Consider the following 23470-nt stretch of genomic DNA (forward strand, 5'->3'; position numbering starts at 1 on the left):
CTGGAAACCCGCCGACTGCGAAATTTGCCGCATTTGGATCGAACTAAATGGCACTTGTCAGGCTGCTGCCGCTGTTGCAGGATCGGGCCAGGCCGTGAATCGGCCCACCCCAATCCGACCCGATCGCATGGCCCGCCCCCACCGGACCGGCATCGCCTCTTCCACTGCCCTCCCGGCGGGCGGAGCGATGCTGTCCGTGGTGTCCGCCGATGCGGGTTCTGCCTGCCGCCTGCCTCTCGGGAGACCCTTGCATGACCCTGTCTGATCCACGCCGCGCCCTGCTTCCGCTCGCTCTGGCCCTGGCCTGCGTGACCACTGCGATGCCGGCGCTGGCGCAGGGGCTGCACACCTCGTTCGAACCGGGCGAGCCTGTCCCGGCGCAGGCCACCAGTGCGCTTCAGGTCACGATCGGCAATGGACCGGCCGCGCCCTACGCCGCCAAGCGCGACGCCGGCTACAGCGGCCTGCATGCGCTGCGCTACAGCAGCCAAGGCGGCAGCGCGCGGCGCGAACTGTTCAAGGCCGACCTGCCCATCGAGGCCGATACCACGCTGTCGTGGCTGGTGCTGCCGGAAATCGTCGGCAAGGACACCGTCGCCTCGACCTATGTATCGCTGGACCTGCTGCTGGACGATGGCAGCCGCGTTTCGGCTGGCACGGCACGCGACCAGCATGGCGTGGCCCTTGGCGCCCATGCGCAGGGCGAGTCGAAGACGCTGTACCCACAGCAGTGGGCGCGCAAGGCGGTGCGGCTGGGCGACGTGCCCGCGCTGAAAGGCCGCCGCGTGGTGGCGATCGAGCTGGAGGTGGCCAGTGCCGAAGGTGCGCCGGTCTCCGGCTGGATCGACGACGTATGCCTGGATGCGCAGCCGCGCCAGCAGCCGCAGCGCGTCTCGGACTGGGTGCTGACCACACGCGGCACCCAGGCCAACGGAACGTTCTCGCGCGGCAACAACCTCCCGGCCACGGCGGTGCCGCACGGGTTCAACTTCTGGACCCCGGTGACCGATGCCGGCGCACTGAACTGGCTGTACCGCTGGAACGAACAGAACGATGCGCAGAACCGCCCGCAGCTGCAGGCGCTGGCACTGAGCCACCAGCCCAGCCCGTGGATGGGCGACCGCCAGACCTTCCAGGTGATGCCTTCGGCCAGCCGTGGCGCGCCGGACGCCGACCGCCGCAAACGCGCGCTGTCGTTCGACCGCCGCCACGAAAGCGCCCGCCCGTACCGTTACGACGTGCGCTTTGACAATGGCATCGCTGCCGCCATCGCGCCGACCGATCATGCCGCACTGTTCCGATTCGACTTCCCCGAGGGCGGCGACGCCAACCTGCTGTTCGACAATGTCGATGCGCGCGGTGGCCTGACCCTGGACGCCGCCACGCAGACGCTGTCCGGCTACACCGATACGCGCAGCGGCCTGTCCAACGGAGCCAGCCGCATGTACGTGGTGGCCAGCTTCGACAAGCCGTGGCGCAGCAGCGGCCGCCTCGACACCGGCCGCCCGACCGGCTACATCAAGTTCGACGCCGGCAGCGACCGGCGGGTGACGATGCGCATCGCCACCTCGCTGATCTCGGTCGAGCAGGCGCGGCACAATCTGGCACTGGAAATCAGCGCTGCCGATACGCTGGAGAGCGTGGCCAGCCGTGCGCAGGATGCATGGGACGCGCGCCTGGCCCGTTTCGACATCGGCAACGCCAGCGACGACCAGAAGACCACGCTGTACTCCAGCCTGTACCGGCTGTACCTGTACCCCAACTCCGGCCATGAAAACGTGGGCAGCGCGGCCCTACCCGACTGGCGCTACGCCAACCAGGCCAGCGCCAGCGATGACAACACCGATGGCAGCGCGACCCGCAGCTATGCGGCCGTGCGCGACGGCAAGGTCTTCGTCAACAACGGCTTCTGGGATACCTTCCGCACCACCTGGCCGGCCTATGCGCTGTTTACGCCCGACGATGCCGGCCAGCTGGTGCAAGGCTTCATCGAGCAGTACCGCGCCGGCGGCTGGATCGCGCGCTGGTCGTCGCCGGGCTACGCCGACCTGATGGTCGGCACCAGCTCGGACGTGGCCTTCGCCGATGCCTGGCTGAAGGGCATCGGCGGCTTCGATCCGGCCGAGGCCTACGCCGCCGCGCTGAAGAACGCGACCGTGGTCCCGCCCGACCGTCATGTCGGCCGCAAGGGCATGGACCGTTCGACCTTCCGTGGCTACGCCAGCGCGGACGTGCACGAAGGCATGTCATGGACGATGGAAGGCGCGCTCAATGACTTCGGCATCGCCAACATGGCCGATGCACTGGCCAAGCGCGCCACCACGCCGGCTGCACGCGAGCGCTACAGCACCGAGGCCGAGTACTTCCGCTATCGCGCCGCCAGCTACGCGACCATGTTCGACCCGGCCGCCGGCTTCTTCCAGGGCCGCAAGGCCGATGGCCGCTGGCGCGTGGACGCCAAGGATTACGACCCGCGCGTATGGGGCCACGACTACACCGAATCCAATGGCTGGACCTTCGCCTTCACCGCCGCCCACGATGGCGAAGGCCTGGCCGCGCTGTACGGTGGCCGCGACAAGCTGGCGGCGAAGCTGGATGCCTTCTTCGCCACGCCGGAAACCGCCGACCCGGCACTGGCCGGCTCCTATGGCGGCACCATCCACGAGATGACCGAAGCGCGCGACGTGCGCATGGGCATGTACGCGCACAGCAACCAGCCGGCGCACCACATCCCGTGGATGTACCTGTACGCCGGGCAGCCGTGGAAGACCCAGCAGCATGTGCGCGAGATCCTGTCGCGGCTGTATGTGGGCAGTGAGATCGGCCAGGGCTATCCCGGTGACGAGGACAACGGCGAGACCTCGGCGTGGTACGTGCTGGCATCGCTGGGCCTGTACCCGCTGCGCATGGGCGCACCGGAGTACGTGATCGGCTCGCCGGCCTTCGAACATGCGCGCGTGGAACTGCAGGGTGGTGCCGTGCTGACCGTGAACGCGGCCAACAACTCGCGTGAGAACGTCTACGTGCAGTCGCTGACGATCAACGGCAAACCGTGGACGAAGACCTGGGTGCCGCACGAGCTGATCGCCAAGGGCGCGACCCTCGACTTCGTGATGGGCCCCCGTCCCTCGCGCTGGGGCAGTGGCGTGGATGATGTGCCGCGCTCGTTGACCGCACGCGGCCAGCGCCCGCAGCTGCTGCACGACCTGCTCGGCAGCGGCGCGAAGGCGACGTTGGCCGATGGCCGCGCCCTGCCCGCGCTGGTCGATGACGATGCCGGCACGACGGTGGGCCTGGGCGGCGGTGCAACCATCGCGCTGGCCGGCCTGGCTGAGGGCACCCCGACGATGTACACGCTGACCAGCGGTGACAGCCGTATCCAGGGCGGTGAGTGGACACTGGAGGCGCGCAACGGCAGCGGCAGCTGGGCCGTGCTCGACCAGCGCAGCGGCGAAGACTTCGAATCCGCCCGCCAGACCCGTCCATTCCGCATTGCAAAACCCGGTCGCTACAGCGAATACCGCCTGCGCCTGGCGGCACCGGCACGGCTGCCGCTGGCGGAGATCGAACTGCTGGCGGCCGGCACCGTACAATGAGCGGCATGCGCTTCCGTTTTCTGCCCTTGGCCCTTGTTGCCCTGTCCTTCTCCAGTTTCGGCCAGACCCAGGCGTTCGATACGCAGCTGACCCGCGACGGCGTGACGCTGAACTACCAGGACGCCCGTGGCGCCCTGGCCGCGCCGCAGCGCAAGCGGGTGATCGATACGTTCTTCTTCGCCTACCTGCGCGAACGTGCGGACTTCCACCCGGCCGCGCCGGCGATGGTGCGCATCGTGATCGACCCGGCCTACACCGGCATCGCCTTCGTCGGTGACAAGGACCAGGCCGCAACGATCACCATCAACCCGGGTTGGCTTGCGCAGCACCCCAACGACATCGACCTGGTCACCCATGAGGCCATGCACATCGTGCAGGGCTATCCGGGCTATGGCGACGCACGGGTGCCGGGTTGGCTGGTGGAGGGCATCGCCGACTACGCACGCGACCGCTACGGCATGGACAATGCCGCTGCGGGCTGGGCACTGCCGGGCAAGGTCGAGACGGGGCAGAACTTCGACAGCGGCTACCGGGTCACCGGTGCGTTCCTGAAATGGGCCGACGCCGAACATCCGGGCCTGGTGCTGGCACTGGACAAGGCCCTGCGCGACGGCCGCTATGCACCGGTGCTGTGGCAGAAGCACACCGGCAAGGCACTGCCTGCGCTGTGGACGCAGTATGCCAAGCCGCGTTCGGATGCACCGCCGCCGGCACCAGCGCGCCGCGGCAAGCGGCGCTGAGCCCCAACGCACTTTACGTTCGCCGGGCATTGCCCGGCGCTACCGCATCGCGGCCTCAGCGCGACTGCACGAAGCCGGCGTACAGCGCGAACAACTGCTGGAAGTACCGCCGCGTCACTCGATTGCGCATGACACCCTCGTCCATGGAAAGTTGGTCGGGCCCAGGGTGGGGAGGCCGGTCCGGTCCCTTCCCACGGCCAGGCCGCGTGGGCGTATTGGGCCGCAGCGGCGTTGCAGGGAAATGACCGGGGTGCGTAGCGCGTGTGGCAGCGGTGGGACCGGCATCGGGACCGGTAGAGTCGACTGTTAGTCGACTATCGCGCGATCGCGCGGGATTTTCGGTGGTTGTAGGAAAGGCAGTCGACTAACAGTCGACTCTACCCGTTTCCGCTGGGCGGAAACGAAACGCGCCCCGAAGGGCGCGTTTCTGCAGATCGCAGCGGAACGAAGGCTTACGCCTTCTTTTCCGCTTCGATCTGCTTGCGGATCTGCGCATCGACCGCCGCAATCGCGGTCATGTTCAGGATCCGGCGCGAGGTCGCGCTGGTGGTCAGGATGTGCACCGGCTTGTTCACGCCCATCAGGATCGGACCGATCGCCACGCCGTCGGTGAACACGCGCACCAGGTTGTAGGCGATGTTGGCCGCTTCCAGGTTCGGCAGCACGAACAGGTTGGCTCGGCCCTGCAGGGTCGAGCCCGGCAGCAGCTTCTGGCGCAGCGCTTCATCCCATGCGGTGTCGCCCTGCATTTCGCCATCCACGTTCAGGCGCGGGTTGCGCTTGAGCAGCAGCTCGCGCACCTGGCGCATCTTCAGTGCATCCTTCGAATCGTGGCTGCCGAAGTTGGAGTGCGACAGCAGCGCCACCTTCGGCTCGATGCCGAACAGCTTCATGCGGTAGGCCGCCTGCAGGGTTGCTTCGCACAGCTGCTCGGCGGTCGGGTCTTCCTGCACGTGGGTATCGACGAAGAAGAACACGCCCTGCTGGTTGATCACGCCGGTCATCGCCGAGGTCGAGGTGACCTTCGGCTCCAGCGGCAGCACGCTGCGCACGTAGCCCAGCTTCTTGTGGAAGCGGCCGACGATGCCGGTCAGCATCGCATCGGCTTCGCCACGGGCCACCATCACCGCTGCGATCAGGGTCGGGCGCGAACGCATCAGGTTCTTCGCCGCGGCCACGGTCACGCCACGGCGGCCGGTCAGGCCGTGGTAGTACTGCCAGTATTCGTTGAAGCGCGGGTCGTCGTTGATGTTGGTGACTTCAACGTTCTCGCCGATCTTCAGGCGCAGGCCGAGGCGCTCGATGCGCGACTCGATCACTTCCGGGCGGCCGATCAGGATCGGATGCGCCAGGCCGTCATCGACCACGTTCTGCACCGCCTGCAGCACCACTTCCTCTTCGCCCTCGGCGTACACCACGCGCTGCTTGTCGCTGCGCGCGCGGTCGTACACCGGCTTCATCATCAGGCTGGTGCGGTAGACGAACTGGGCCAGCTTGTCGCGGTAGGCGCCCATGTCCTCGATCGGGCGCGAAGCCACGCCCGAGTCCATCGCGGCCTGGGCCACGGCCGCCGACAGCTCCACCAGCAGGCGGCGGTCAAACGGACGCGGGATCAGGTATTCACGGCCGAAGCTCGGGGTCTCGCCGCCATAGGCCGAGCCCATGTCGGTGGCCGCGCGGCGCGCCAGCGCGGCGATGGCACGCACGCAGGCGATCTTCATTTCCTCGTTGATCGCAGTCGCGCCCACGTCCAACGCACCACGGAACAGGTACGGGAAGCACAGCACGTTGTTGACCTGGTTCGGGTAGTCCGAGCGGCCGGTGCCGATGATCGCGTCCGGACGGGCGGCGCGCGCCACCTCCGGCATGATTTCCGGAGTCGGGTTGGCCAGCGCGAAGATCACCGGATCCGGGGCCATGGTCTTGACCATCTCGGCGGTCAGGATGCCCGGTGCCGACAGCCCCAGGAAGATGTCCGCGCCGTCGACGATCTCGGCCAGGGTGCGCTTGTCGGTATCGCGCGCATAGCGCTGCTTTTCCGGGTCCAGGTCGGTACGGCCGGTGTGGATCACACCCTCGCGGTCGAAGGCCAGGATGTTTTCCGGCTTCAGGCCCAGCTGCACCAGCATGTTCACGCAGGAAATGCCGGCGGCGCCCATGCCCGTGGTCGCCAGCTTCACGTCCTCGATCTTCTTGCCGGTGATCGCCATGGCGTTGAGCACCGCTGCGCCGACGATGATCGCCGTACCGTGCTGGTCGTCATGGAACACCGGGATCTTCATGCGCTCGCGCAGCTTGCGCTCGACCACGAAGCACTCCGGCGCCTTGATGTCTTCCAGGTTGATGCCGCCGAAGGTCGGCTCCAGCGAGGCGATGATGTCGACCAGCTTGTCCGGGTCGGTTTCATCCACTTCGATGTCGAACACATCGATGCCGGCGAACTTCTGGAACAGCACGCCCTTGCCTTCCATCACCGGCTTGCCGGCCAGCGCGCCGATGTTGCCCAGGCCCAGCACCGCGGTGCCGTTGGAGATCACCGCCACCAGGTTGCCGCGGGCGGTCAGCTCGCTGGCCTGCTGCGGGTCGGCCTTGATCGCTTCACAGGCATACGCCACGCCCGGCGAATACGCCAGCGACAGGTCGCGCTGCGTCAGCATGGGCTTGGTAGCGGAAACCTTGATCTTTCCCGGGGGGGACATCCGGTGGTAATCGAGGGCGGCCTGTTTGAAATCTTCGTTGGACATCGATGTGGGTTACATGAATGGGCAGAAGGGACAGGGGATCATACCCCCGTTGGAGCGTCTGGACCTGTCGCTATCCTGTCGCAGCCATGCTGCGACCGCACAATTCCGTGCCGTATGCGGCGGGGCCCCAGACCAGCATCGGCGTTGCCCATGACAGTCATGGGACGCCTTGAAACGCCGCGGGGCCGTACCACTGTCGTGGCCGGCCCCGCGGTACCACACACCTGGATCAGCCCTTGGCCGGCAGCGCCTCGGGCAGCGCATCGACCGGCGGCGGCAGTTCGCTCTCGCGGCCGTCCAGCGCCAGCTGCAGGCGGTTGCGGTCCAGCGCACCTTCCCAGCGCGAGACCACCACGGTGGCCACCGCATTGCCGATGAAATTGGTCAGCGAGCGGCATTCGCTCATGAAGCGGTCCACGCCCAGGATCAGCGCCATGCCGGCCACCGGCACCTCCGGCACCACGGCCAGGGTGGCGGCCAGGGTGATGAAACCGGCGCCGGTGACACCGGCCGCGCCCTTGGAGCTGAGCATCGCGACCAGCAGCAGGGCGATCTGGTGTCCCAGGGTCAGTTCGGTGTTGGTGGCCTGGGCGATGAACAGTGCCGCCAGGGTCATGTAGATGTTGGTGCCGTCCAGGTTGAACGAGTAGCCGGTCGGGACCACCAGGCCCACCACCGACTTGCTGCAGCCGGCGCGTTCCATCTTCTCCATCAGCGACGGCAGCGCCGACTCCGACGAAGAGGTGCCCAGCACCAGCAGCAGCTCGGCCTTCAGGTAGCGCGCCAGCTTGAACACCGAGAAGCCACACAGTCGGCAGACCAGGCCCAGGATCACCGCCACGAACAGGAAGGCGGTGAGGTAGAACGAGCCCACCAGCCAGGCCAGGTTGATCAGTGAGCCGACGCCATACTTGCCGATGGTGAAGGCGATCGCGCCGAAGGCACCGATCGGGGCGGCCTTCATCAGGATGTGCACCAGCTTGAACACCGGGGCGACCAGCGCCTCCAGGAAGTTCACGATCGGCCTGCCTTTCTCGCCCACCGAGGCCAGCGCGATGCCGAACAGCACCGCGATGAACAACACCTGCAGGATGTTGCCATCGACGAAGGCGCTCACCAGCGTCTTCGGGATGATGTCCATCAGGAAGCCGACCAGGGTCAGGTCATGCGACTTTTCGACGTAGCTGTGCACCGCGGTCTGGTCCAGCTCGGCCGGGTTGATGTTCATGCCGGCGCCGGGCTGCACCACGTGCGCCACGATCATGCCGACGATCAGCGCCAGCGTGGAGAAGAACAGGAAGTACGCCATCGCCTTGGCAAACACCCGGCCCACCGTGCGCAGGTGGGTCATGCCGGCGATGCCGGTGACGATGGTCAGGAAGATCACCGGTGCGATGATCATCTTCACCAGGTTGATGAAGGCATCGCCCAGCGGCTTCATCTTTTCGCCCACCAACGGTTCGTAGTGGCCGAGGATGGCGCCGAGGACGATCGCCACGATCACCTGGAAGTACAGCTGGCGATAGATCGGCAACGGCTTTGCAGGCGCCGGGGCTGCGGTCGGGATGTGCATGGCGGACTCCGGAAGGGGCGTTTTCAGGCACGTACGGCCCCGGGACTGCACGGGAACCGCTACCGTGGAAACTGATCGCCCTGTGCTGCACGCGCAGGAGGTGCGACCAATGGACGCCTTTGTACGCGCTGGGCACGTCGGCGCAGATAACCTATTGGTACTAGCCCCCCGGTTCAGGTGGCGCAGGTGCCTACACTGGCGCCACACCGCCCAGACACGGGAAGGCCGGTGGCCCGGGCTGAACGGCCGGGCGCGTCCTTGCGAAAGTTTCGGCCCCTGCGGCCGTTGTTGTCCTGTCCACACGCAATCCGAGAGAGCCGCACCCAACATGCGCCCGAATCCCACCTTGCTGGCCCTGTCGCTGGCCGCCCTTCCCGCCTTCGCCTCGGCCGCCGATTTCGACAACTGGCCGACCAAGTACGCCTTCGGCGACGGCACCGAACTGGCCGCTACCGCCAACATCGCCTACGACTACAACGATTTCTCCTCGGGCAGTGGCCTGGAGGATGACGACGCGGTGCGTCGCAAGGAGTTCGGTGCGACGCTGAAGAAGAAGGGCGTTTACGACGCGATGGTCTACTACGACTTCCAGTCCGATACCTGGCTGGACGTGTTCGTGCGCTTTGAAAGCAAGGCCTTCTTCGGCCGCGACATCGGCCGCTTCCGCTTCGGCTACATGAAGACCCCGGTCGGCCTGGACGCGAACACCTCTTCGCGCGCCGGCAGCTTCCTGGAAACCGCGCTGCCCGTGCAGGCCTTCTACGCCGGCCGCCGCACCGGCGTGGAATGGGTGCTGGAGCGCCCGCAGTACCTGCTGCAGGCCGGCGCCTATGGCGGCAAGGACCTGCAGGGTGACAACCCCGGCACCACCCAGGCCGTGCGTGCGGTGTGGACCCCGGTGAAGGCGCCGGGTGACGTGATTCACCTGGGCCTGGCCTATTCGCAGGAGAATCCGCGCGGCTACAGCGATGGCCGTGACGTGCACCACGAGGCCAGCGCGCGCTTGCGTGCACGCCCGGAAGCCGGCCTGACCGACATCCGCTATGTCGATTCCGGCGCGCTGGTCACCGCCGACCAGATCCGCCGCACCGGCCTGGAAGGCATCTGGATCCGCGGTCCGTTCTCGCTGCAGGCCGAAGCCCTGCGTGCCACGGTCACCCGCCATGACGGCAAGCCCGACTACACCGGCAGCGGCCAGTACGCGATGGCCAGCTGGGTGCTGACCGGCGAGTCGCGCCCGTACAACGCAGGTGCCGTGGCCAACATCAAGCCGGCGCACGACTACGGCGCGGTGGAACTGGTGGCCCGTTACAGCCGCTTGGACCTCGACGATGGCAGCATCCTTGGTGGCCGCCAGCACGACCTGACCCTGGGCGCGAACTGGTACCTGACCAGCCACTTCAAGTTCCAGGCCAACTATGTGAAGGTCGACGCCAGCCGTCGCGGTGTGCACAGCACGCCGGAGATCTTCGAACTGCGCGCGCAGATGCACTTCTGACCCCTTCCACGTCAGACCCCGGCGGGCGTGCACGTCACGCCCGCCGGCCCTGCGTAGACTGCCGCCATGTACCGGCTCAGCCGCCACCGGATGCTGTTGCTGACCCTCCTGGTGATGGTCGGTGGCACCGTGCTGTGTGCGGTCGCCGCCGGCCACTACGCCTGGCGGCGCGCCCTCGGCGAGGAAAGCAGCCAGGTGCAACGCCAGCTGCAGCTGTACGGCCAGGGCCTGCAGCAGCGCATCGACCGCTTCGGCACGTTGCCGCAGGTACTGGCGCTGGATCCGGATCTGCTGCACGCCCTGCGTGTGCCGCCCTCGCCCACCGAACAGCAGCGGCTGAACCTCAAGCTGCAACGCGCCAATGAAGTCACCCGTGCCTCGACCCTGACCCTGGTCGGCCACGACGGCGTGGCAGTGGCGGCCAGCAACTGGGACCAGCCGACCAGCAACGTCGGCGAGAACTACAGCTACCGCCCCTACTACCGGCAGGCACTGGCGCAGGGCCGCGGCCGCTTCTACGGCATCGGCATGACCACCGGCGTACCCGGCTACTACCTGTCGCAGGCCATCGAGGAAGGTGGCAAGCGGCTCGGCGTGGTGGTGATCAAGGTCGAGCTGTCGGCGCTGGAACAGGAATGGTTGAGCAGCCCGGACGTGGTGCTGGCCAGCGACGACCATGACGTGGTGTTCCTGGCCAACCGTGACAGCTGGCGCTACCGCCTGCTGCGCCCGCTGGGCGCCGATGAGCGCCGCGAAATGCTGGACGCCCGCCAATACGCCGACCGCGCGTTGCAGCCATTGCGCGCGCGTACTGAAGACGTGCTTGCCGATGGTGGCCGCATGGTGCGCCTGCTCGATCCCGTACTGCCGCAGCCGATGCTGTGGCAAAGCCTGCCGCTGCCCGCCGAAGGCTGGAACCTGCATCTGCTGCACGACGCCGGCGCCGCCACCGCCGCCGGCCGCGCGGCCGCACTCACCGGCGGTGCCGCGTGGCTGGCGCTGGGCTTCCTGGTGCTGTTCGTGCAGCAGCGCCGACGCCTGGCCAAGCATCGCCTGCGCAGCCGCCGCGAACTGGAAACCCTGCTCAAGCAGCATGCACAGGAACTGCGCACCGCACAGGATGGCCTGCTGCAGGCGGCCACCGACGCCGACAGCGGACTCAGCCGCAGCCTCGAACACCTGCCGCAGGGCGTGGTGGTGATCGACCGCGAACTGCGCCTGGTCGCGTGGAATTCGCGCTATCTGGAACTGTTCCGGTTCCCGGCAGACCTGGTCCGCGTGGGCCGGCCGATCGAGGAACTGTTCCGCTTCAACGCACGCCGTGGCCTGCTCGGTCCGGGCCCCGTCGATGAAGCAATCGAGCGTCGCCTGAACCACCTGCGCAGCGGCCGCCCGCACATGCGCGAGAGCGAGAAGGACGACGGCACGGTGCTGGAGATCCGTGGCAATCCGCTGCCTGACGGCGGCTTCGTCACCAGCTATGCCGACATCACCAGCTACAAGAACGCCGCGCGCGAACTGCGCTCCCTGGCCGATGCGCTGGAACACCGCATCGCCGAACGCACCCGCGACCTGGACGAAGCACGCCGCGAAGCCGAGCAGGCCAACCGCTACAAGACCCGTTTCGTTGCCTCGGCCGTGCACGACCTGCTGCAGCCCCTCAACGCGGCGCGCATGTTCGTCTCGGTGCTGCGCGGCAAGCTGAGTGACCCGGCGCAGCAACAGACCAGCGACCACATCGATGCTGCATTGGCCGCGCAGGATGCGATCCTCAACAGCCTGCTGGATATCGCGCGCCTGGAATCGGGCAGCCTGCCCACGCGCGTACAGGCGTTCCGGCTCGGGCCTTTGCTGCAGACGCTGGCACGCGAGTTCGGCATCGCCGCGCAGTCACGTGGGCTGGTGGTCGACTGGGTCGATACCGCTGCGGTGGTGGTCAGCGATGAAGCGCTGCTGCGCCGCATCCTGCAGAACTTCCTGTCCAACGCACTGCGCTACAGCGAACGTGGCCGCGTGCTGCTCGGCTGCCGTCGCCGCGAAGGCCTGCTGTGGATCGAAGTTCACGACCAGGGCCCCGGCATTCCCGATGCGCTGCAGGGCGAGATCTTCGAGGAGTTCCGCCGCCTGCACGACGGCCAGCAGCGCGGCGCCGGCCTTGGCCTGGCGATCGTCGACCGCATCGGTCGGCTGCTCGGCCACCCGATCCGCCTGCGCTCGCAGCTGGGCCAGGGCAGCGTGTTCGCGGTGGGCGTGCCGTTCGGCGAAGCCAGCGCGATTCCCGCTACTGCTCCTGTGCCGGTGCTGATGCAGGAACCGGCCGCGGACAACCCGCTTCGCGGTCGCCGGGTGTGGGTGATCGACGACGATCCGCACGTCTGCGCCGCCAGCCGCGCGCTGCTGGAGCGCTGGGGCTGCGAGGTGGCGCTGGCCGACGGCCCGCAGGCGGCGCTGCAGCTGGCGGCAACAGGCGCGGTGCCAGAGCTGGTGCTGCTGGATGTGCGCATGGGTGACCACCATGGCCCGGTGCTGTACGAGACATTGGCAGAGCTGTGGCAGGCCCGTCCGCCGGTGGTGCTGGTCACCGCCGAGCGCGATGCGGGATTGCGTGAGATGGCTGCCGAACGCGGTTGGGGAATGATGGCCAAGCCGGTGAAGCCGCCGGCGCTGCGGGCGCTGATGAGTCAGTTGCTGATCCGGCATCGCGGGTAGTTTCCAGCCAACGGCGCAGCCCCTCGTGGTTGGTGTCTGGTTGGTCGTGGAAAGCAAAAGCCGTGGGTGGGCCGGTCGGGCTGGGTGCGCGGGGGACGCCGTGAATCCGTCCCTGGAGACTTGGCAGCCGCATCCATGCGGCTGACACCCCCGCGCACCCAACCCGACCGGCCTCCGACAGATTTCGGTGGCCTGCACCCACGAAGAAGAAAATAAGATCAAAAGCGGGTCGCGCGCTGCGCTTGCTCGTGTAGAGCCGAGCCCATGCTCGGCTTCACGGACCGTCCAGAAAGCAGCCGAGCGTGGGCTCGGCTCTACAAAAAGCAGCCTGTCAGGCTGTCTTTGCTTTTGATCTTCTTTTCTCTTCCGCGGGTGGACGCGCACGGAACGTGTCCGTGGCCGGGCAGGTGGGCTGCGCAGGGGCGTGAGCCGCATGGATGCGGCGACCGAGCTTACATGGACGTACTTGCAGCGGCCCCTGCGCAGTCCACCTGCCCGGCCTCACCCATGAACTGCTCTACGTGTCCACCCACGAGGGGCTGCGCCGTTGGCTGGAAACTACAACCCGATGCCGGCGTCGCCCTCAGGCTCCAGCGCCTTCACCAGTACCGCGGCCTGTGTGCGGCTATGGCATTCGAGCTTCTTCAGGATCGCAGTGACGTGCACCTTCACCGTGTTCTCGGCCAGACCCAGCTCGTAGGCGATCTGCTTGTTCAGCAGGCCATCGGCCAGGCACAGCAGCACGCGGAACTGCTGCGGGGTCAGCTGGGCCAGGCGGCTGGCCAGCAACGCGTCTGCCTCGGAACGTTCGGCGGCCATCGCCGGGAACCACAGGCCGCCGTCGAGCACCGCCTGCACCGCCTCGCCGATGGTCTCGGCCGGAGCAGACTTTGGAATGAAACCCGCCGCGCCGAACTGCTGGGCACGACGGATCACCCGCGGATGGTCGTTGGAGGAGAGGATCACCACCGGAATGTCCGGATGCGAGCCGCGCACGTGCAGCAGCGCGGAGAAACCGTGCGCGCCGGGCATGGTCAGGTCCAGCAGCACCAGGTCCACATCCGGGTGGGCATCCAGCGCTTCGGCCAATGCCTCGGCGCTGGCGACTTCGCGCACCTGCGCCAGCGGCAGGCTCTGCCGCAACGACTGCACCACCGCCGAACGCAGCAGCGGGTGGTCATCGGCGATCAGGATGGTGTATTCGCTCATGCCGCCATTGTACGGGCAGGTCGCCGCCTCAGCGCCCGGCCGGCTCGACGCTGCTGCGCCAGGCATCGAGGAACTGGCGACGCTTGAGCGCGTCCAGGTACACCAGCAGGCCCGGGCCGAGCTGGATCGGGCGGCGGCTGCGGCCCGGCGCATCATCGCCGCGCGCGTTGCCGGTCACGATCGGCATCAGCCGTGCCTCGCGCGACAGCACCTGCTGGCCGCGTGGCGACAGCAGGTAGTCGAGGAAGCGCCGGGCTTCTTCCGGGTGTGGGCCGGTACGCGGGATCACTGCGGTACGCAGCACCACCAGCGTGTAGTCCTCGGGCTCCACAATGCCGAGCGGGGCACCCGCATCGACGCGCGCCTGCGCGTAGGAGCCGAGCACGTTGTAGACCAGCGACAGCTGTCCGCTGGCCACCTTGTCCAGCAGCACGCCGGTGCGCTCCTCGCGCACCACGTCGTTGTCACCCAGCGCGCCCAGCAACGCACCGGCGATGCTGCCACGCTGCGCATCTTGGGTAGACAGCAGGTAGCCGACGCTGCTGCGCTCGATGTCATAGGTGCCGACCCTGCCGCGCAGCGGTGCTCCCTCGGCGCGCAGCCGGTCCAGCAGCTGCCGACGCGTGTGCGGCACCTTCGCGGCCGGCAGCATGCGGGTGTTGTAGACCATCACCACCGGCTCGTAGCTGATACCGAACGCCTCGTTGCGCCACTGTGCCCAGGCCGGCAGTGCGGCGGTCTGCGCCGAACGGTGTGGCAGCGCGTGGCCATCGTTGACCAGCTTGGTCTGCAGATCCATGCCGCTGGAGATCAGCAGGTCCGGCGATGCCGGTCCGGCGCGGTCGTGCAGGTAACGCGCGTACAGGTCCTGGGTGATGATGTCCTCGTACACCACCTCGGTGCCGGGATGCAGGCGCTGGTAATCGGCGATCACCACCGCGAACACTTCGATGTCGGTGGTGCCGTGAATGCGCAGCTGCGCAGTGGCCTTTGCCTGGGCCGGGAAACGGCGTACGTCGCCGGGCGCGGCCAGTACCGGCAGGGCCAGCAGCAAGGCAACGGCAGCAGCGAACAGGCGGATCATGGACTGCTCCGTGGCAGGCGGATGGTGGCGACCAGCCCGCCCTGCGGGCGGTTGCTCAGGTCAATGCGGCCGCCATGGCTGTCGACCACGCGCTTGACGATGGCCAGGCCCAGCCCGGCACCACCTGAGGGCGCGCCTTCGCCACGTGCGAAACGCTCGAATACGCGCTCGGCATCGGCCGGGGCGATGCCTGCGCCGTGGTCGGCGATGGTCAGCACGGCCTGCTCGCCTTCCACGGTAAGGGCAATCTGCAGGTCGCCGTCACCGCCGTACTTCAGTGCGTTGTCGACCAGGTTCTTGATCGCCTCGCGCAGCAGCAGCGCATCGCCGTGCACCAGTGCCGGTTCGGCGGTCATCGCCAACTGCACGCGCGGCGCCGGACCGGCCTGCGGCAGCGCTTCATGCAGGGCCTGGTGCACGGTCTCGGCCAGGTCCACCGCTGCAAAGCGCTGCAGATGCGAACGATGGATCACGCTGGCATCGCTGAGCAGCTGGTTCAGCAACCGGCTCATGTGGGTGGCATTGCGCTCGATCGCCTGCAGGCTGCGCCGCATGTCTTCGGGGTCGTCGTCGTCCAGCGCAAGCTGTGCCTGCGCGCGCAGGGCAGCCAACGGCGTGCGCATCTGGTGCGCGGCCTCGGCCATGAATGCGCGCAGTGTCTCGTTGCTGCTGGACAGGCGTTCCATGAAGCGGTTCAACGCCGCCACCATCTGGTCCATCTCGCGCGGCACGCGCGCGTCGAGGGGCTTCAGGTCGGACGGTTCGCGGCGCGACAGCTCGCGTTCCACCCGCACCAGTGGGCGGAACGCGCGGTGCACGCCAAACGCCACCAGCGCCAGCAGCAGGCCGGACAGCACGCCGATCGCCAGCAGTGCGCGATTGACCATGTCCTGCGCGACGGCTTCGCGCGCACGCCGGGTCTGGCCCACCTGCACCTGCACCTCGCCCTGCGCCGAGGCCGCGGCGAAACTGCGGCCGACCACCACGAAGCGCACGGTCTCGCCGCTGTACGCCGCATCAAACAGTTGCGGCTGCGTGCCCGGACGGCGCGGCGGCGACGGCAGATCGCCATAACCTGTGATCAGGTTGCCGCGGCTGTCGGCCACCCGATAGAACACGCGGTCTTCCGGGGCCATCGCCAGGAGGTCCAGCGCCGCATAGGGAAGATCGACCTGCCACTGGCCGTCGACCAGCGCCACCGAATCGGCGATGGACAGCGCCGAAGACACCAGCAGGTGATCGTAGGAACGGTTTGCCGCACGCTGGCCATAGTCGCGCGCGGCGAACAGCAGCGCCACCGCGAATACCGCCAGCAGCGCGCCGAGGTAGAGCAGCAGCGTGCGCCGCAGCGAACCCGGTGCGGCGTTCGCAGCGCGTGCGTCAGCCATCGGCGTCGGCGCTGCCATCGCTGGCTTCCAGCAGGTAGCCGACACCGCGCACCGTGGTGATGCGCAGCGGTGCGCCCGCCAGCTTCTTTCTCAGGCGGCCAACATACAACTCGATGGCATTCGGGCCCGCTTCGTCATCGAAACCGAACAGGCCGTTGCCGATCTCGTCCTTGCCGACCACCTGACCAAGACGGCCGACCAGGATCTCCAGCAGGCGGTACTCGCGATTGGGCAGTTCGATCGGCTCCCCGTCGAGGCTGACCCGGTGCGCAGCGTTGTCGAACTGGAAGCCGCCAATCTGCACCACTTCGCTGGCCTGCCCACGCGCGCGCCGCAGCAGTACGCGGCAGCGTGCTTCGAACTCGCGGAAGTCAAAGGGCTTGCCCAGGTAGTCGTCGGCGCCCACATCCAGCGCCTGCACGCGATCCTCGATGCCATCGCGCGCGGTCAGCATCAGCACCGGCGTGCTGTCACCGCGCTCGCGCATGCCGGCCAGCACGCGCAGGCCGTCCAGCTTGGGCAGGCCGATATCCAGCACCACCAGGTCGAAGCTCTGGTAGCGCAGCACGCTGGCAGCGGCCAGGCCGTCGGCCTGCCAGTCCACGGCATGGCCACTGCGACGCATGCGACGGATGATCGCATCGGCCAGATCCGGGTTGTCTTCGACCAGCAGCAGGCGCATGGGCACGACGGTGGGAGGGGAAGCGAATGCTACCGCATGACGCCGGGGCCGCCCGCCGGGCCATGCCTGGCGACCATTTACGCTGCACCGCACAAACCGCTGACAGGACGATGACAGCTACGGCGACCCAGACTGCGGCCGCGCACCGTCCGGTGCCCACGATTGCCGCGCGCCTGGCGCGCACCTGGGAGGGTTTGTGGAATTCACGTTTGCCTGGCGGCGTCCTGCCGCCATGATGGCGCTGGCTGTCCTGTCGGCGCCGGCCTTCGCTGCCGAAGACGACCGTCCGGTCACCGCCACCCTGGGTGGCCGCCTGCACCTGGACTTCGCCACCTTCGATAATGACAACCGGGGCACCCCGAACAAGGACGACACCGAAATCCGCCGTGCGTGGGTTGACGTGTCCGGCAAGTTCTTCGTGGTCGACTACAAGCTGGAAGCCGATTTCTCCGGCGACCGCGTCGAGGCCAAGGACGTGTACCTGGCGCGCAGCTTCGGCAAGGCCGGCAAGCTGACCGTCGGCCAGTTCAAGCAGTACTTCTCGCTGGATGACCGCACCAGCTCCAACTACGGCAGCTTCCTGGAGCGCGGCAATGCCGGCACCACGCTGGCGCCGCTGTACCGACTGGGCGCGTCGTGGCAGGCCAATCCGGGTGACTTCACCTGGGCCGCCAGCATCTACAGCCTGGAAAGCATCGACGCTTGGCAGGTGAAGGGGCGTGCTGCGGGTGGCCGTGTCACCTGGGCGCCCTCGCCCGCCGATGGCGACGTGCTGCACCTGGGCCTGTCGCTGGCCCGCGAGGCCTATGACAACCCGGGCGCGAACGGCGTTCCGGGCCTGAAGATCCGTCCGCGCCCGGCCGGCCACCTGTCCGACAACAGCCGCCTGACCCTGGTGGACTTCTCCGCCGGCCGCGATACCGATGTCAACAAGTGGTCGCTGGAGTACGCCCAGGTGCGCGGCCCGCTGTCGTGGCAGGGCGAGTTCAGTGGCGCCACCTTCGATGACGGTGCGCAGCGTGGCGACGTGATGGCCGCCTACGGCATGGTCAGCTGGTTCGTCACCGGCGAAAGCCGCGCCTACGACCGCAAGACCGGCCGCTTCGCGCGGGTGAAGGACATCCGCCACAAGGCCGGCGCGTTCGAAGTGGCGCTGCGCTACGACCAGATGTGGGGCGCGCAGCATCTCGATGGTGCGCCGGACCTGCGCCGCGGCAGCACCGAGGCGTGGACGCTGGGTGGCAACTGGTACCTGCGCGACAACCTGCGCTTCATGCTCAACGTGATCGAAAGCCGCAACCGCGACCGCTTGGCCGGGGTGACGGTGGACCGCACGCGCGCGGTCACCGGCCGCCTGCAGTACGACTTCTAGGCCCGACATTCCGGGCATTCCGCCCGGGCCCCTTCCACTCCCCACGTCCTGTTTTCGCAAGGAGTCCGCAGATGATGCTGAGCATCCTCGGCTTTGGCATGGTCATTACGTTCATGTACTTGATCATGAGCAAGCGCCTGTCGCCGCTCGTCGCCCTGATCACCATCCCCATCCTGTTCGCGCTGATCGGTGGCTTCGGTGCCGGCATCGACGAGATGATGCTGGAGGGCATCAAGAAGATCGCACCCACCGGCGTGATGCTGATGTTCGCCATCCTCTACTTCGGGGTGATGATCGACGCCGGCCTGTTCGATCCGCTGGTGCGGGTGATCCTGCGCTTCGTCAAGGGCGACCCGATGAAGATCGTGCTTGGCACCGCGGTGCTGGCGATGCTGATCTCGCTCGATGGCGATGGCTCGACCACCTACATGATCACCGTCTCGGCGATGCTGCCGCTGTACCAGCGGTTGGGCATGAACGCGCTGAACATGACCTGCGTGACCATCCTTGCCGGCGGCGTGATGAACCTGACCCCGTGGGGCGGCCCGACCGCACGCGCGGCCACCGCGCTGCACGTGGACCCGGCCGACGTGTTCGTGCCGCTGATCCCGTCGATGGTGATCGCCTGTGCCGGCGTGCTGCTGCTGGCCTGGTACCTGGGCCTGAAGGAACGCCGTCGCCTGGGTGTTGTGACCCTGCCCAAGGGCGGCAGCTGGATGGACAACAGCGTGTCCGACGACAGCAACGCGCTGCCGACCGTGGAAGATGCCGAAGACATCAAGCGGCCGAAGCTGCTGTGGGTGAACCTGGCACTGACCGTGGCGCTGATGACCGCGCTGATCATTGGCGTGCTGCCGATGCCGGTGCTGTTCATGGTCGGCTTCGCCATCGCCCTGGTGATCAACTATCCGAACCTGGCCGAGCAGCGCCGCCGCGTGGTCAACCACGCCGGCAACGTGCTGTCGGTGGTATCACTGATCTTCGCCGCAGGCATTTTCACCGGCATCCTCAACAACACCGGCATGGTGGAGGCGATGTCGCACAGCTTCCTGGCCGTGATTCCGGAATCGTGGGGCCCGTACCTGGCGGTGATCACGGCGGTGGCGTCGATGCCGTTCACCTTCTTCATGTCCAACGACGCGTTCTACTTCGGCGTGCTGCCAATCCTGTCCGAGGCCGCCGGCAATTACGGCATCACCCCGGTGGAAATGGCGCGCGCCTCGCTGGCCGGCCAGCCGGTGCACCTGCTCAGCCCGCTGGTGCCGTCCACCTACCTGCTGGTGGGCCTGGCCAAGGTCGAATTCGCCGACCACCAGAAGTTCACCCTGAAGTGGGCCATCGCCATCTCGATGCTGCTGATGATCGGCAGCCTGCTGTTCGGCCTGTATCCCCTTGCCGCCTGACCCTTTGCCAAGGAGCCTTCTGCAATGACGCTTCGAATCGCTTACGTCACCAGTGGAATGGGCAGTGTCGGCACTGCCATCTGCCAGAGCCTGGCCCGCAGCGGCCACACCGTGGTTGCCGGCTGCGCGCCGAACTCGCCGCGCAAGGCCAACTGGCTGCGCGAGCAGCGCGAACAGGGTTTCGACTTCATCGCCTCCGAAGGCAACGCGACCGACTGGGCCTCGACCAGCGCGGCGTTCGCCAAGGTCCGCGCCGAAGTCGGTGAGGTCGATGTACTGGTCAACAACTCCGGCGGCAGCCGCGACCTGCTGTTCCGGCAGATGACGGTGGAGGACTGGAACGCGGTGATCGCTTCCAACCTCAACGCGCTGTTCAACCTGACCAAGCAGGTGGTCGATGGCATGGCCACGCGCGGCTGGGGCCGCATCATCAACATCGGCTCGGTCAGCGCCCACAAGGGCCAGATCGGCCAGGTCAACTACGCCACCGCCAAGGCCGCGATGCATGGCTTCAGCCGTGCACTGGCTGCCGAAGTTGCGTCGCGCGGGGTCACCGTCAACACGCTGTCGCCGGGCTACATCGCCAGCCAGGCGATCAGCAGCTTCCCGCCGGATGTGCTGGACCGGCTGGCCGCCTCGGTGCCGGTGCGCCGCTTGGGTCGCCCCGAAGAAGTGGCCGGCCTGTGCGCGTGGCTGGCCTCGGATGAAGCCTCGTACGTGACCGGCGCCGACTATCCGGTCAACGGTGGCCTGTACATGGGGTGAGCCCTCCCCACGGAGTGCGCGGGGCCGGTGAACCTTCGTTCGCGAGTGGGATCCGGCCCCTTTTCTATCGGGTAGCAGGACACGCACGGGGCCTGCGTCGTTCGTTGGTTTTTCGTAAAGAAGGTTTCATGTTCCGTTCGCATAGTGGCCATGCACCGCGCACGCGTGCCGGTGACCACCCCCCATGCAACGGACCACCATGCAGACCCGACACCTGACGATCGCCGTGGCGATCGCGTTCTCCGCCGCCGCCAGCGCCCATGCCGCCACCGCCGCCGATACCGGCGCCAGCACCGATGCCGCGCTGAGCGCGCAGACGCTGGACACCGTCTCCGTGATCGGCCAGGGCGAGACCCGCCAGGTGCAGCGCATCACCACCGTCGACAAGCAGGTGCTGCCGCCGGGTACCAGTGGCCAGAAGATCCTCGACCGCCTGCCGGGCGTGTCGGTGCAGTCCAACGATGCCTTCGGTGCCAATGAGGAATCGCAGACCATCAGCCTGCGTGGCTTCGACAAGAGCCGCCTCGGCTACACGCTGGACGGCATCCCGCTGGGTGACAACAGCTACGGCAACTACAACGGCCTGAGCATTGCCCGCGCGATCATTGCCGAGAACCTGGCCGGTGCCGAACTGTCGCAGGGCATCGGTTCGCTGGGCGTGGCTTCGACCAGCAACCTGGGCGGCACCATCCAGTATTTCTCGATGGACCCGTCCACTGAATTCGGTGGCCGCGCCAGCGTCACCGTCGGCGACAACAACCAGCGCCGTGGCTACCTGCGCGTGGACACCGGCGACCTCAACGGCTTCTCGGCCTATGTGTCCGGCGTGCACCAGGACCAGGACATGTGGGCCGCGCCCTACCAGAACCAGACCACCCGCCAGTTCAACGCCAAGGCAGTGTGGAATGTCGGCGACCACCGCTTCGGTGCGTTCGTGGCCACCTCGCGCGCCAGCCAGGCCAACTACGCCTACCTGTCCAAGGACATGCTGGCGCGTGGCCTGGGCTGGGATTGGAACATCTACGCGCCGGACTGGGATCGCGCCGTGGCCGCTGCGTACTGCGCGCCGGGCACCTACAACAAGGCACGCTGCAAGTTCAGCGGCGGCGTCAACAGCATCGACGATGCCTACTACCAGAGCCGCGCATTGCGCGACGACAACCTCTATTCGGTCGATGCCGACCTTCGCCTGGGCGAGCAGGGCCGCCTGAAGCTGCTGGCCTACCACCACGACAACCGTGGCCAGGGCCACTGGTGGGCACCGGGCCAGCCATCCTACCCGGGCACCGACAGGATGCTGCCGATCTCGATCCGCAGCACCAACTACACGATCAACCGCGATGGCCTGACCGCCGCATTGTCGTGGACGGTGGGCATCCACGAACTGGAAGCCGGCCTGTGGTACGAGCAGAACGACCATAACGTGTCGCGCAACTTCTACTACATCAGTGGCCCGTTCCTGGACGACCTGTACCTGAAGAACCCGGACCGCCTGCTGTTCAACCAGGACTTCGACATCCGCACGCGCCAGTTCTACGTGCAGGACCGCATGCGCTTCCTCGACCAGCGCCTGACCGTGGACGTGGGCATCAAGAGCCCGAACACCCGCATGCGCGCCACCGCCCAGCCGGGCGTGGAAACCAGCATCGCTTCGGGCACGCTGACCGCCAAGAAGTCGGTGCTGCCGCAGGTGGGCCTGGGCTTCAAGCTCAACGCCAACAATGAACTGTTCGCCTCGTACGCCGAGAATATCGCCGCCTTCGTCGGTGGCGGCAGCGGTGGCCCGTTGCAGGTGTCGCCGGAATCGTTCGCAGCCAGCGCCGGCCTGGAGCCGGAGAAGTCCAAGAGCCTGGAAGCCGGCTTCCGTACCTTCGGCGAGAAGTACCAGGCCTCGATCGCGGCCTACAACGTGAAGTTCGACAACCGCCTGCTGTCGCTGAACCCGTGTTCCAGCATCGAAGTCGGCACGCGTCCGGAGTGCGTAACGCGCTTCATCAATGTCGGTTCGGTGAAGAGCCACGGCGCGGAACTGACCTTCATCCTCAAGCCGATCGACGGCCTGCAGTGGTACAACGCGCTGTCCTGGAACAAGACCACCTACGAGGATGACTACACCTCGGGCGGCGCGATCGTGCCGGTGGCCGGCAAGATCACGGTGGATACGCCGCAGCGCATGGCCTCCAGCGAGATCAGCTGGAACCGCGATGGCTTCTTCGCCAGCCTGCGTGCCAAGTACACCGGCAAGCGCTACTACACCTACACCAACGACCAGTCGGTGCCGGGCGTGACCACCTTCGACGCCGGTGCAGGCTACGACTTCGGCCCGGGCCTGGGCCTGCGCAACGTTCGGGTGTCGTTGAACGCGACCAACCTGACCAACAAGCGCTATGCCGGCCAGCTGAGTTCGTTCGCGCCGACCGATCCGAAGGGCACGCGGTATGCGATCCATGCGAGCGCGCCGCGGCAGCTGTTCATGACGGTGGCGGCGGAGTTCTAAGTCGAAAGCGTTGCTCCGCGGCGTCTTGATTATCATCGCGGGGCAGGGCCGGATGGGCCGGCGCAGGACACGCCGTAAACCCATCCATGAAGTGACCCCCGAGACTTGGACAGGGGTCAGGCGGCCGATTGGGCCTGTTGGGCCTGCTCCCGGTACTGTACCGGGCTCAGGCCCTTCAATTTCAATTTGATGCGCTCCTGGTTGTAGTAC

Annotated in this window: 15 protein-coding genes; 8 read left to right on the plus strand and 7 right to left on the minus strand. The window is 67.3% G+C overall.

What is annotated here, in order from left to right; all coding sequences use genetic code 11:
- Positions 1 to 251: 251 nt before the first annotated feature.
- Complete coding sequence (locus AC5P65_RS18415; RefSeq protein ID WP_111098064.1) at positions 252 to 3596, plus strand: GH92 family glycosyl hydrolase; 3345 nt, start codon at positions 252 to 254, stop codon at positions 3594 to 3596.
- Positions 3593 to 4336 carry a basic secretory protein-like protein gene (locus tag AC5P65_RS18420; protein ID WP_111098063.1) on the plus strand — a complete coding sequence of 248 codons (744 nt, stop codon included), beginning with the start codon at positions 3593 to 3595 and terminating at the stop codon, positions 4334 to 4336. The genes AC5P65_RS18415 and AC5P65_RS18420 overlap by 4 nt, the downstream gene beginning before the upstream one ends.
- A gap of 452 nt (positions 4337 to 4788) precedes the next feature.
- Here AC5P65_RS18420 and AC5P65_RS18425 read toward each other — a convergent pair whose 3' ends face one another.
- Both AC5P65_RS18425 and AC5P65_RS18430 read right to left on the minus strand, forming a co-directional pair.
- Positions 4789 to 7080, minus strand: a complete 2292-nt coding sequence (locus AC5P65_RS18425; RefSeq protein ID WP_021204353.1) for an NADP-dependent malic enzyme — start codon at positions 7078 to 7080, stop codon at positions 4789 to 4791.
- Positions 7081 to 7309: 229 nt separating this feature from the next.
- Complete coding sequence (locus AC5P65_RS18430; protein WP_021204354.1) at positions 7310 to 8653, minus strand: dicarboxylate/amino acid:cation symporter; 1344 nt, start codon at positions 8651 to 8653, stop codon at positions 7310 to 7312.
- Between the two features lie 328 nt (positions 8654 to 8981).
- Between AC5P65_RS18430 and AC5P65_RS18435 the strand changes: the two genes are divergently transcribed.
- Together AC5P65_RS18435 and AC5P65_RS18440 are read left to right on the plus strand one after the other, a co-directional pair.
- Positions 8982 to 10151: an OprO/OprP family phosphate-selective porin gene (locus AC5P65_RS18435; protein WP_111098062.1), complete on the plus strand. Its 1170-nt coding sequence runs from the start codon at positions 8982 to 8984 to the stop codon at positions 10149 to 10151.
- Between the two features lie 66 nt (positions 10152 to 10217).
- The gene (locus AC5P65_RS18440) at positions 10218 to 12860 is read left to right on the plus strand and encodes a hybrid sensor histidine kinase/response regulator (protein WP_111098061.1); all 2643 of its coding nucleotides are present in this window, start codon (positions 10218 to 10220) and stop codon (positions 12858 to 12860) included.
- A gap of 558 nt (positions 12861 to 13418) precedes the next feature.
- Here AC5P65_RS18440 and AC5P65_RS18445 read toward each other — a convergent pair.
- From AC5P65_RS18445 to AC5P65_RS18460, 4 genes are read right to left on the minus strand one after another with little or no spacing between them, the layout of a single operon-like run.
- Positions 13419 to 14069, minus strand: coding sequence for a response regulator (locus AC5P65_RS18445; RefSeq protein ID WP_111098066.1), 651 nt, complete (start codon positions 14067 to 14069; stop codon positions 13419 to 13421).
- 28 nt (positions 14070 to 14097) lie between these two features.
- Positions 14098 to 15153, minus strand: a complete 1056-nt coding sequence (locus AC5P65_RS18450) for an ABC transporter substrate-binding protein (RefSeq protein WP_111098060.1) — start codon at positions 15151 to 15153, stop codon at positions 14098 to 14100.
- Complete coding sequence (locus AC5P65_RS18455) at positions 15150 to 16541, minus strand: sensor histidine kinase (RefSeq protein ID WP_031270791.1); 1392 nt, start codon at positions 16539 to 16541, stop codon at positions 15150 to 15152. The genes AC5P65_RS18450 and AC5P65_RS18455 overlap by 4 nt, the downstream gene beginning before the upstream one ends.
- The gene (locus AC5P65_RS18460) at positions 16534 to 17223 is read right to left on the minus strand and encodes a response regulator transcription factor (protein ID WP_019662067.1); all 690 of its coding nucleotides are present in this window, start codon (positions 17221 to 17223) and stop codon (positions 16534 to 16536) included. The genes AC5P65_RS18455 and AC5P65_RS18460 overlap by 8 nt, the downstream gene beginning before the upstream one ends.
- A gap of 232 nt (positions 17224 to 17455) precedes the next feature.
- On the opposite strand from AC5P65_RS18460, the gene AC5P65_RS18465 reads away from it, so the two are divergent.
- The 4 genes from AC5P65_RS18465 (at position 17456) to AC5P65_RS18480 (ending at position 23260) form a co-directional block, all read left to right on the plus strand.
- Entirely contained in the window at positions 17456 to 18595 is a 1140-nt protein-coding gene (locus tag AC5P65_RS18465) for an OprO/OprP family phosphate-selective porin (RefSeq protein ID WP_111098059.1), read from the plus strand.
- A 74-nt stretch (positions 18596 to 18669) separates the two neighbouring features.
- Positions 18670 to 19998 (plus strand): CitMHS family transporter, encoded by a 1329-nt coding sequence (locus tag AC5P65_RS18470; protein WP_029550722.1) that lies wholly within the window; start codon positions 18670 to 18672, stop codon positions 19996 to 19998.
- A 24-nt stretch (positions 19999 to 20022) separates the two neighbouring features.
- The gene (phbB, locus tag AC5P65_RS18475) at positions 20023 to 20763 is read left to right on the plus strand and encodes an acetoacetyl-CoA reductase (RefSeq protein WP_005419193.1); all 741 of its coding nucleotides are present in this window, start codon (positions 20023 to 20025) and stop codon (positions 20761 to 20763) included.
- A 199-nt stretch (positions 20764 to 20962) separates the two neighbouring features.
- A complete protein-coding gene (locus tag AC5P65_RS18480; protein ID WP_111098058.1) occupies positions 20963 to 23260 on the plus strand; it encodes a TonB-dependent receptor in 2298 nt (765 codons plus the stop codon).
- A 116-nt stretch (positions 23261 to 23376) separates the two neighbouring features.
- Here AC5P65_RS18480 and AC5P65_RS18485 read toward each other — a convergent pair.
- Positions 23377 to 23470: IS3 family transposase (locus AC5P65_RS18485; protein ID WP_134735953.1), on the minus strand; the 94-nt coding region annotated here is incomplete at its 5' end.

It is taken from the genome of Stenotrophomonas sp. YJH_SMC_48-3 (assembly GCF_059369375.1).

Excerpts from the sequence above, each read along its gene's own strand:
- AC5P65_RS18450 (WP_111098060.1), bottom strand. The coding sequence starts at position 15,153 with ATGATCCGCCTGTTCGCTGCTGCCGTTGCCTTGCTGCTGGCCCTGCCG.
- AC5P65_RS18430 (WP_021204354.1), bottom strand. The coding sequence starts at position 8,653 with ATGCACATCCCGACCGCAGCCCCGGCGCCTGCAAAGCCGTTGCCGATC.
- phbB (WP_005419193.1), top strand. The coding sequence starts at position 20,023 with ATGACGCTTCGAATCGCTTACGTCACCAGTGGAATGGGCAGTGTCGGC.
- AC5P65_RS18470 (WP_029550722.1), top strand. The coding sequence starts at position 18,670 with ATGCTGAGCATCCTCGGCTTTGGCATGGTCATTACGTTCATGTACTTG.
- AC5P65_RS18420 (WP_111098063.1), top strand. The coding sequence starts at position 3,593 with ATGAGCGGCATGCGCTTCCGTTTTCTGCCCTTGGCCCTTGTTGCCCTG.
- AC5P65_RS18435 (WP_111098062.1), top strand. The coding sequence starts at position 8,982 with ATGCGCCCGAATCCCACCTTGCTGGCCCTGTCGCTGGCCGCCCTTCCC.
- AC5P65_RS18440 (WP_111098061.1), top strand. The coding sequence starts at position 10,218 with ATGTACCGGCTCAGCCGCCACCGGATGCTGTTGCTGACCCTCCTGGTG.
- AC5P65_RS18415 (WP_111098064.1), top strand. The coding sequence starts at position 252 with ATGACCCTGTCTGATCCACGCCGCGCCCTGCTTCCGCTCGCTCTGGCC.
- AC5P65_RS18465 (WP_111098059.1), top strand. The coding sequence starts at position 17,456 with ATGATGGCGCTGGCTGTCCTGTCGGCGCCGGCCTTCGCTGCCGAAGAC.
- AC5P65_RS18455 (WP_031270791.1), bottom strand. The coding sequence starts at position 16,541 with ATGGCTGACGCACGCGCTGCGAACGCCGCACCGGGTTCGCTGCGGCGC.
- AC5P65_RS18445 (WP_111098066.1), bottom strand. The coding sequence starts at position 14,069 with ATGAGCGAATACACCATCCTGATCGCCGATGACCACCCGCTGCTGCGT.
- AC5P65_RS18425 (WP_021204353.1), bottom strand. The coding sequence starts at position 7,080 with ATGTCCAACGAAGATTTCAAACAGGCCGCCCTCGATTACCACCGGATG.
- AC5P65_RS18460 (WP_019662067.1), bottom strand. The coding sequence starts at position 17,223 with ATGCGCCTGCTGCTGGTCGAAGACAACCCGGATCTGGCCGATGCGATC.
- AC5P65_RS18480 (WP_111098058.1), top strand. The coding sequence starts at position 20,963 with ATGCAGACCCGACACCTGACGATCGCCGTGGCGATCGCGTTCTCCGCC.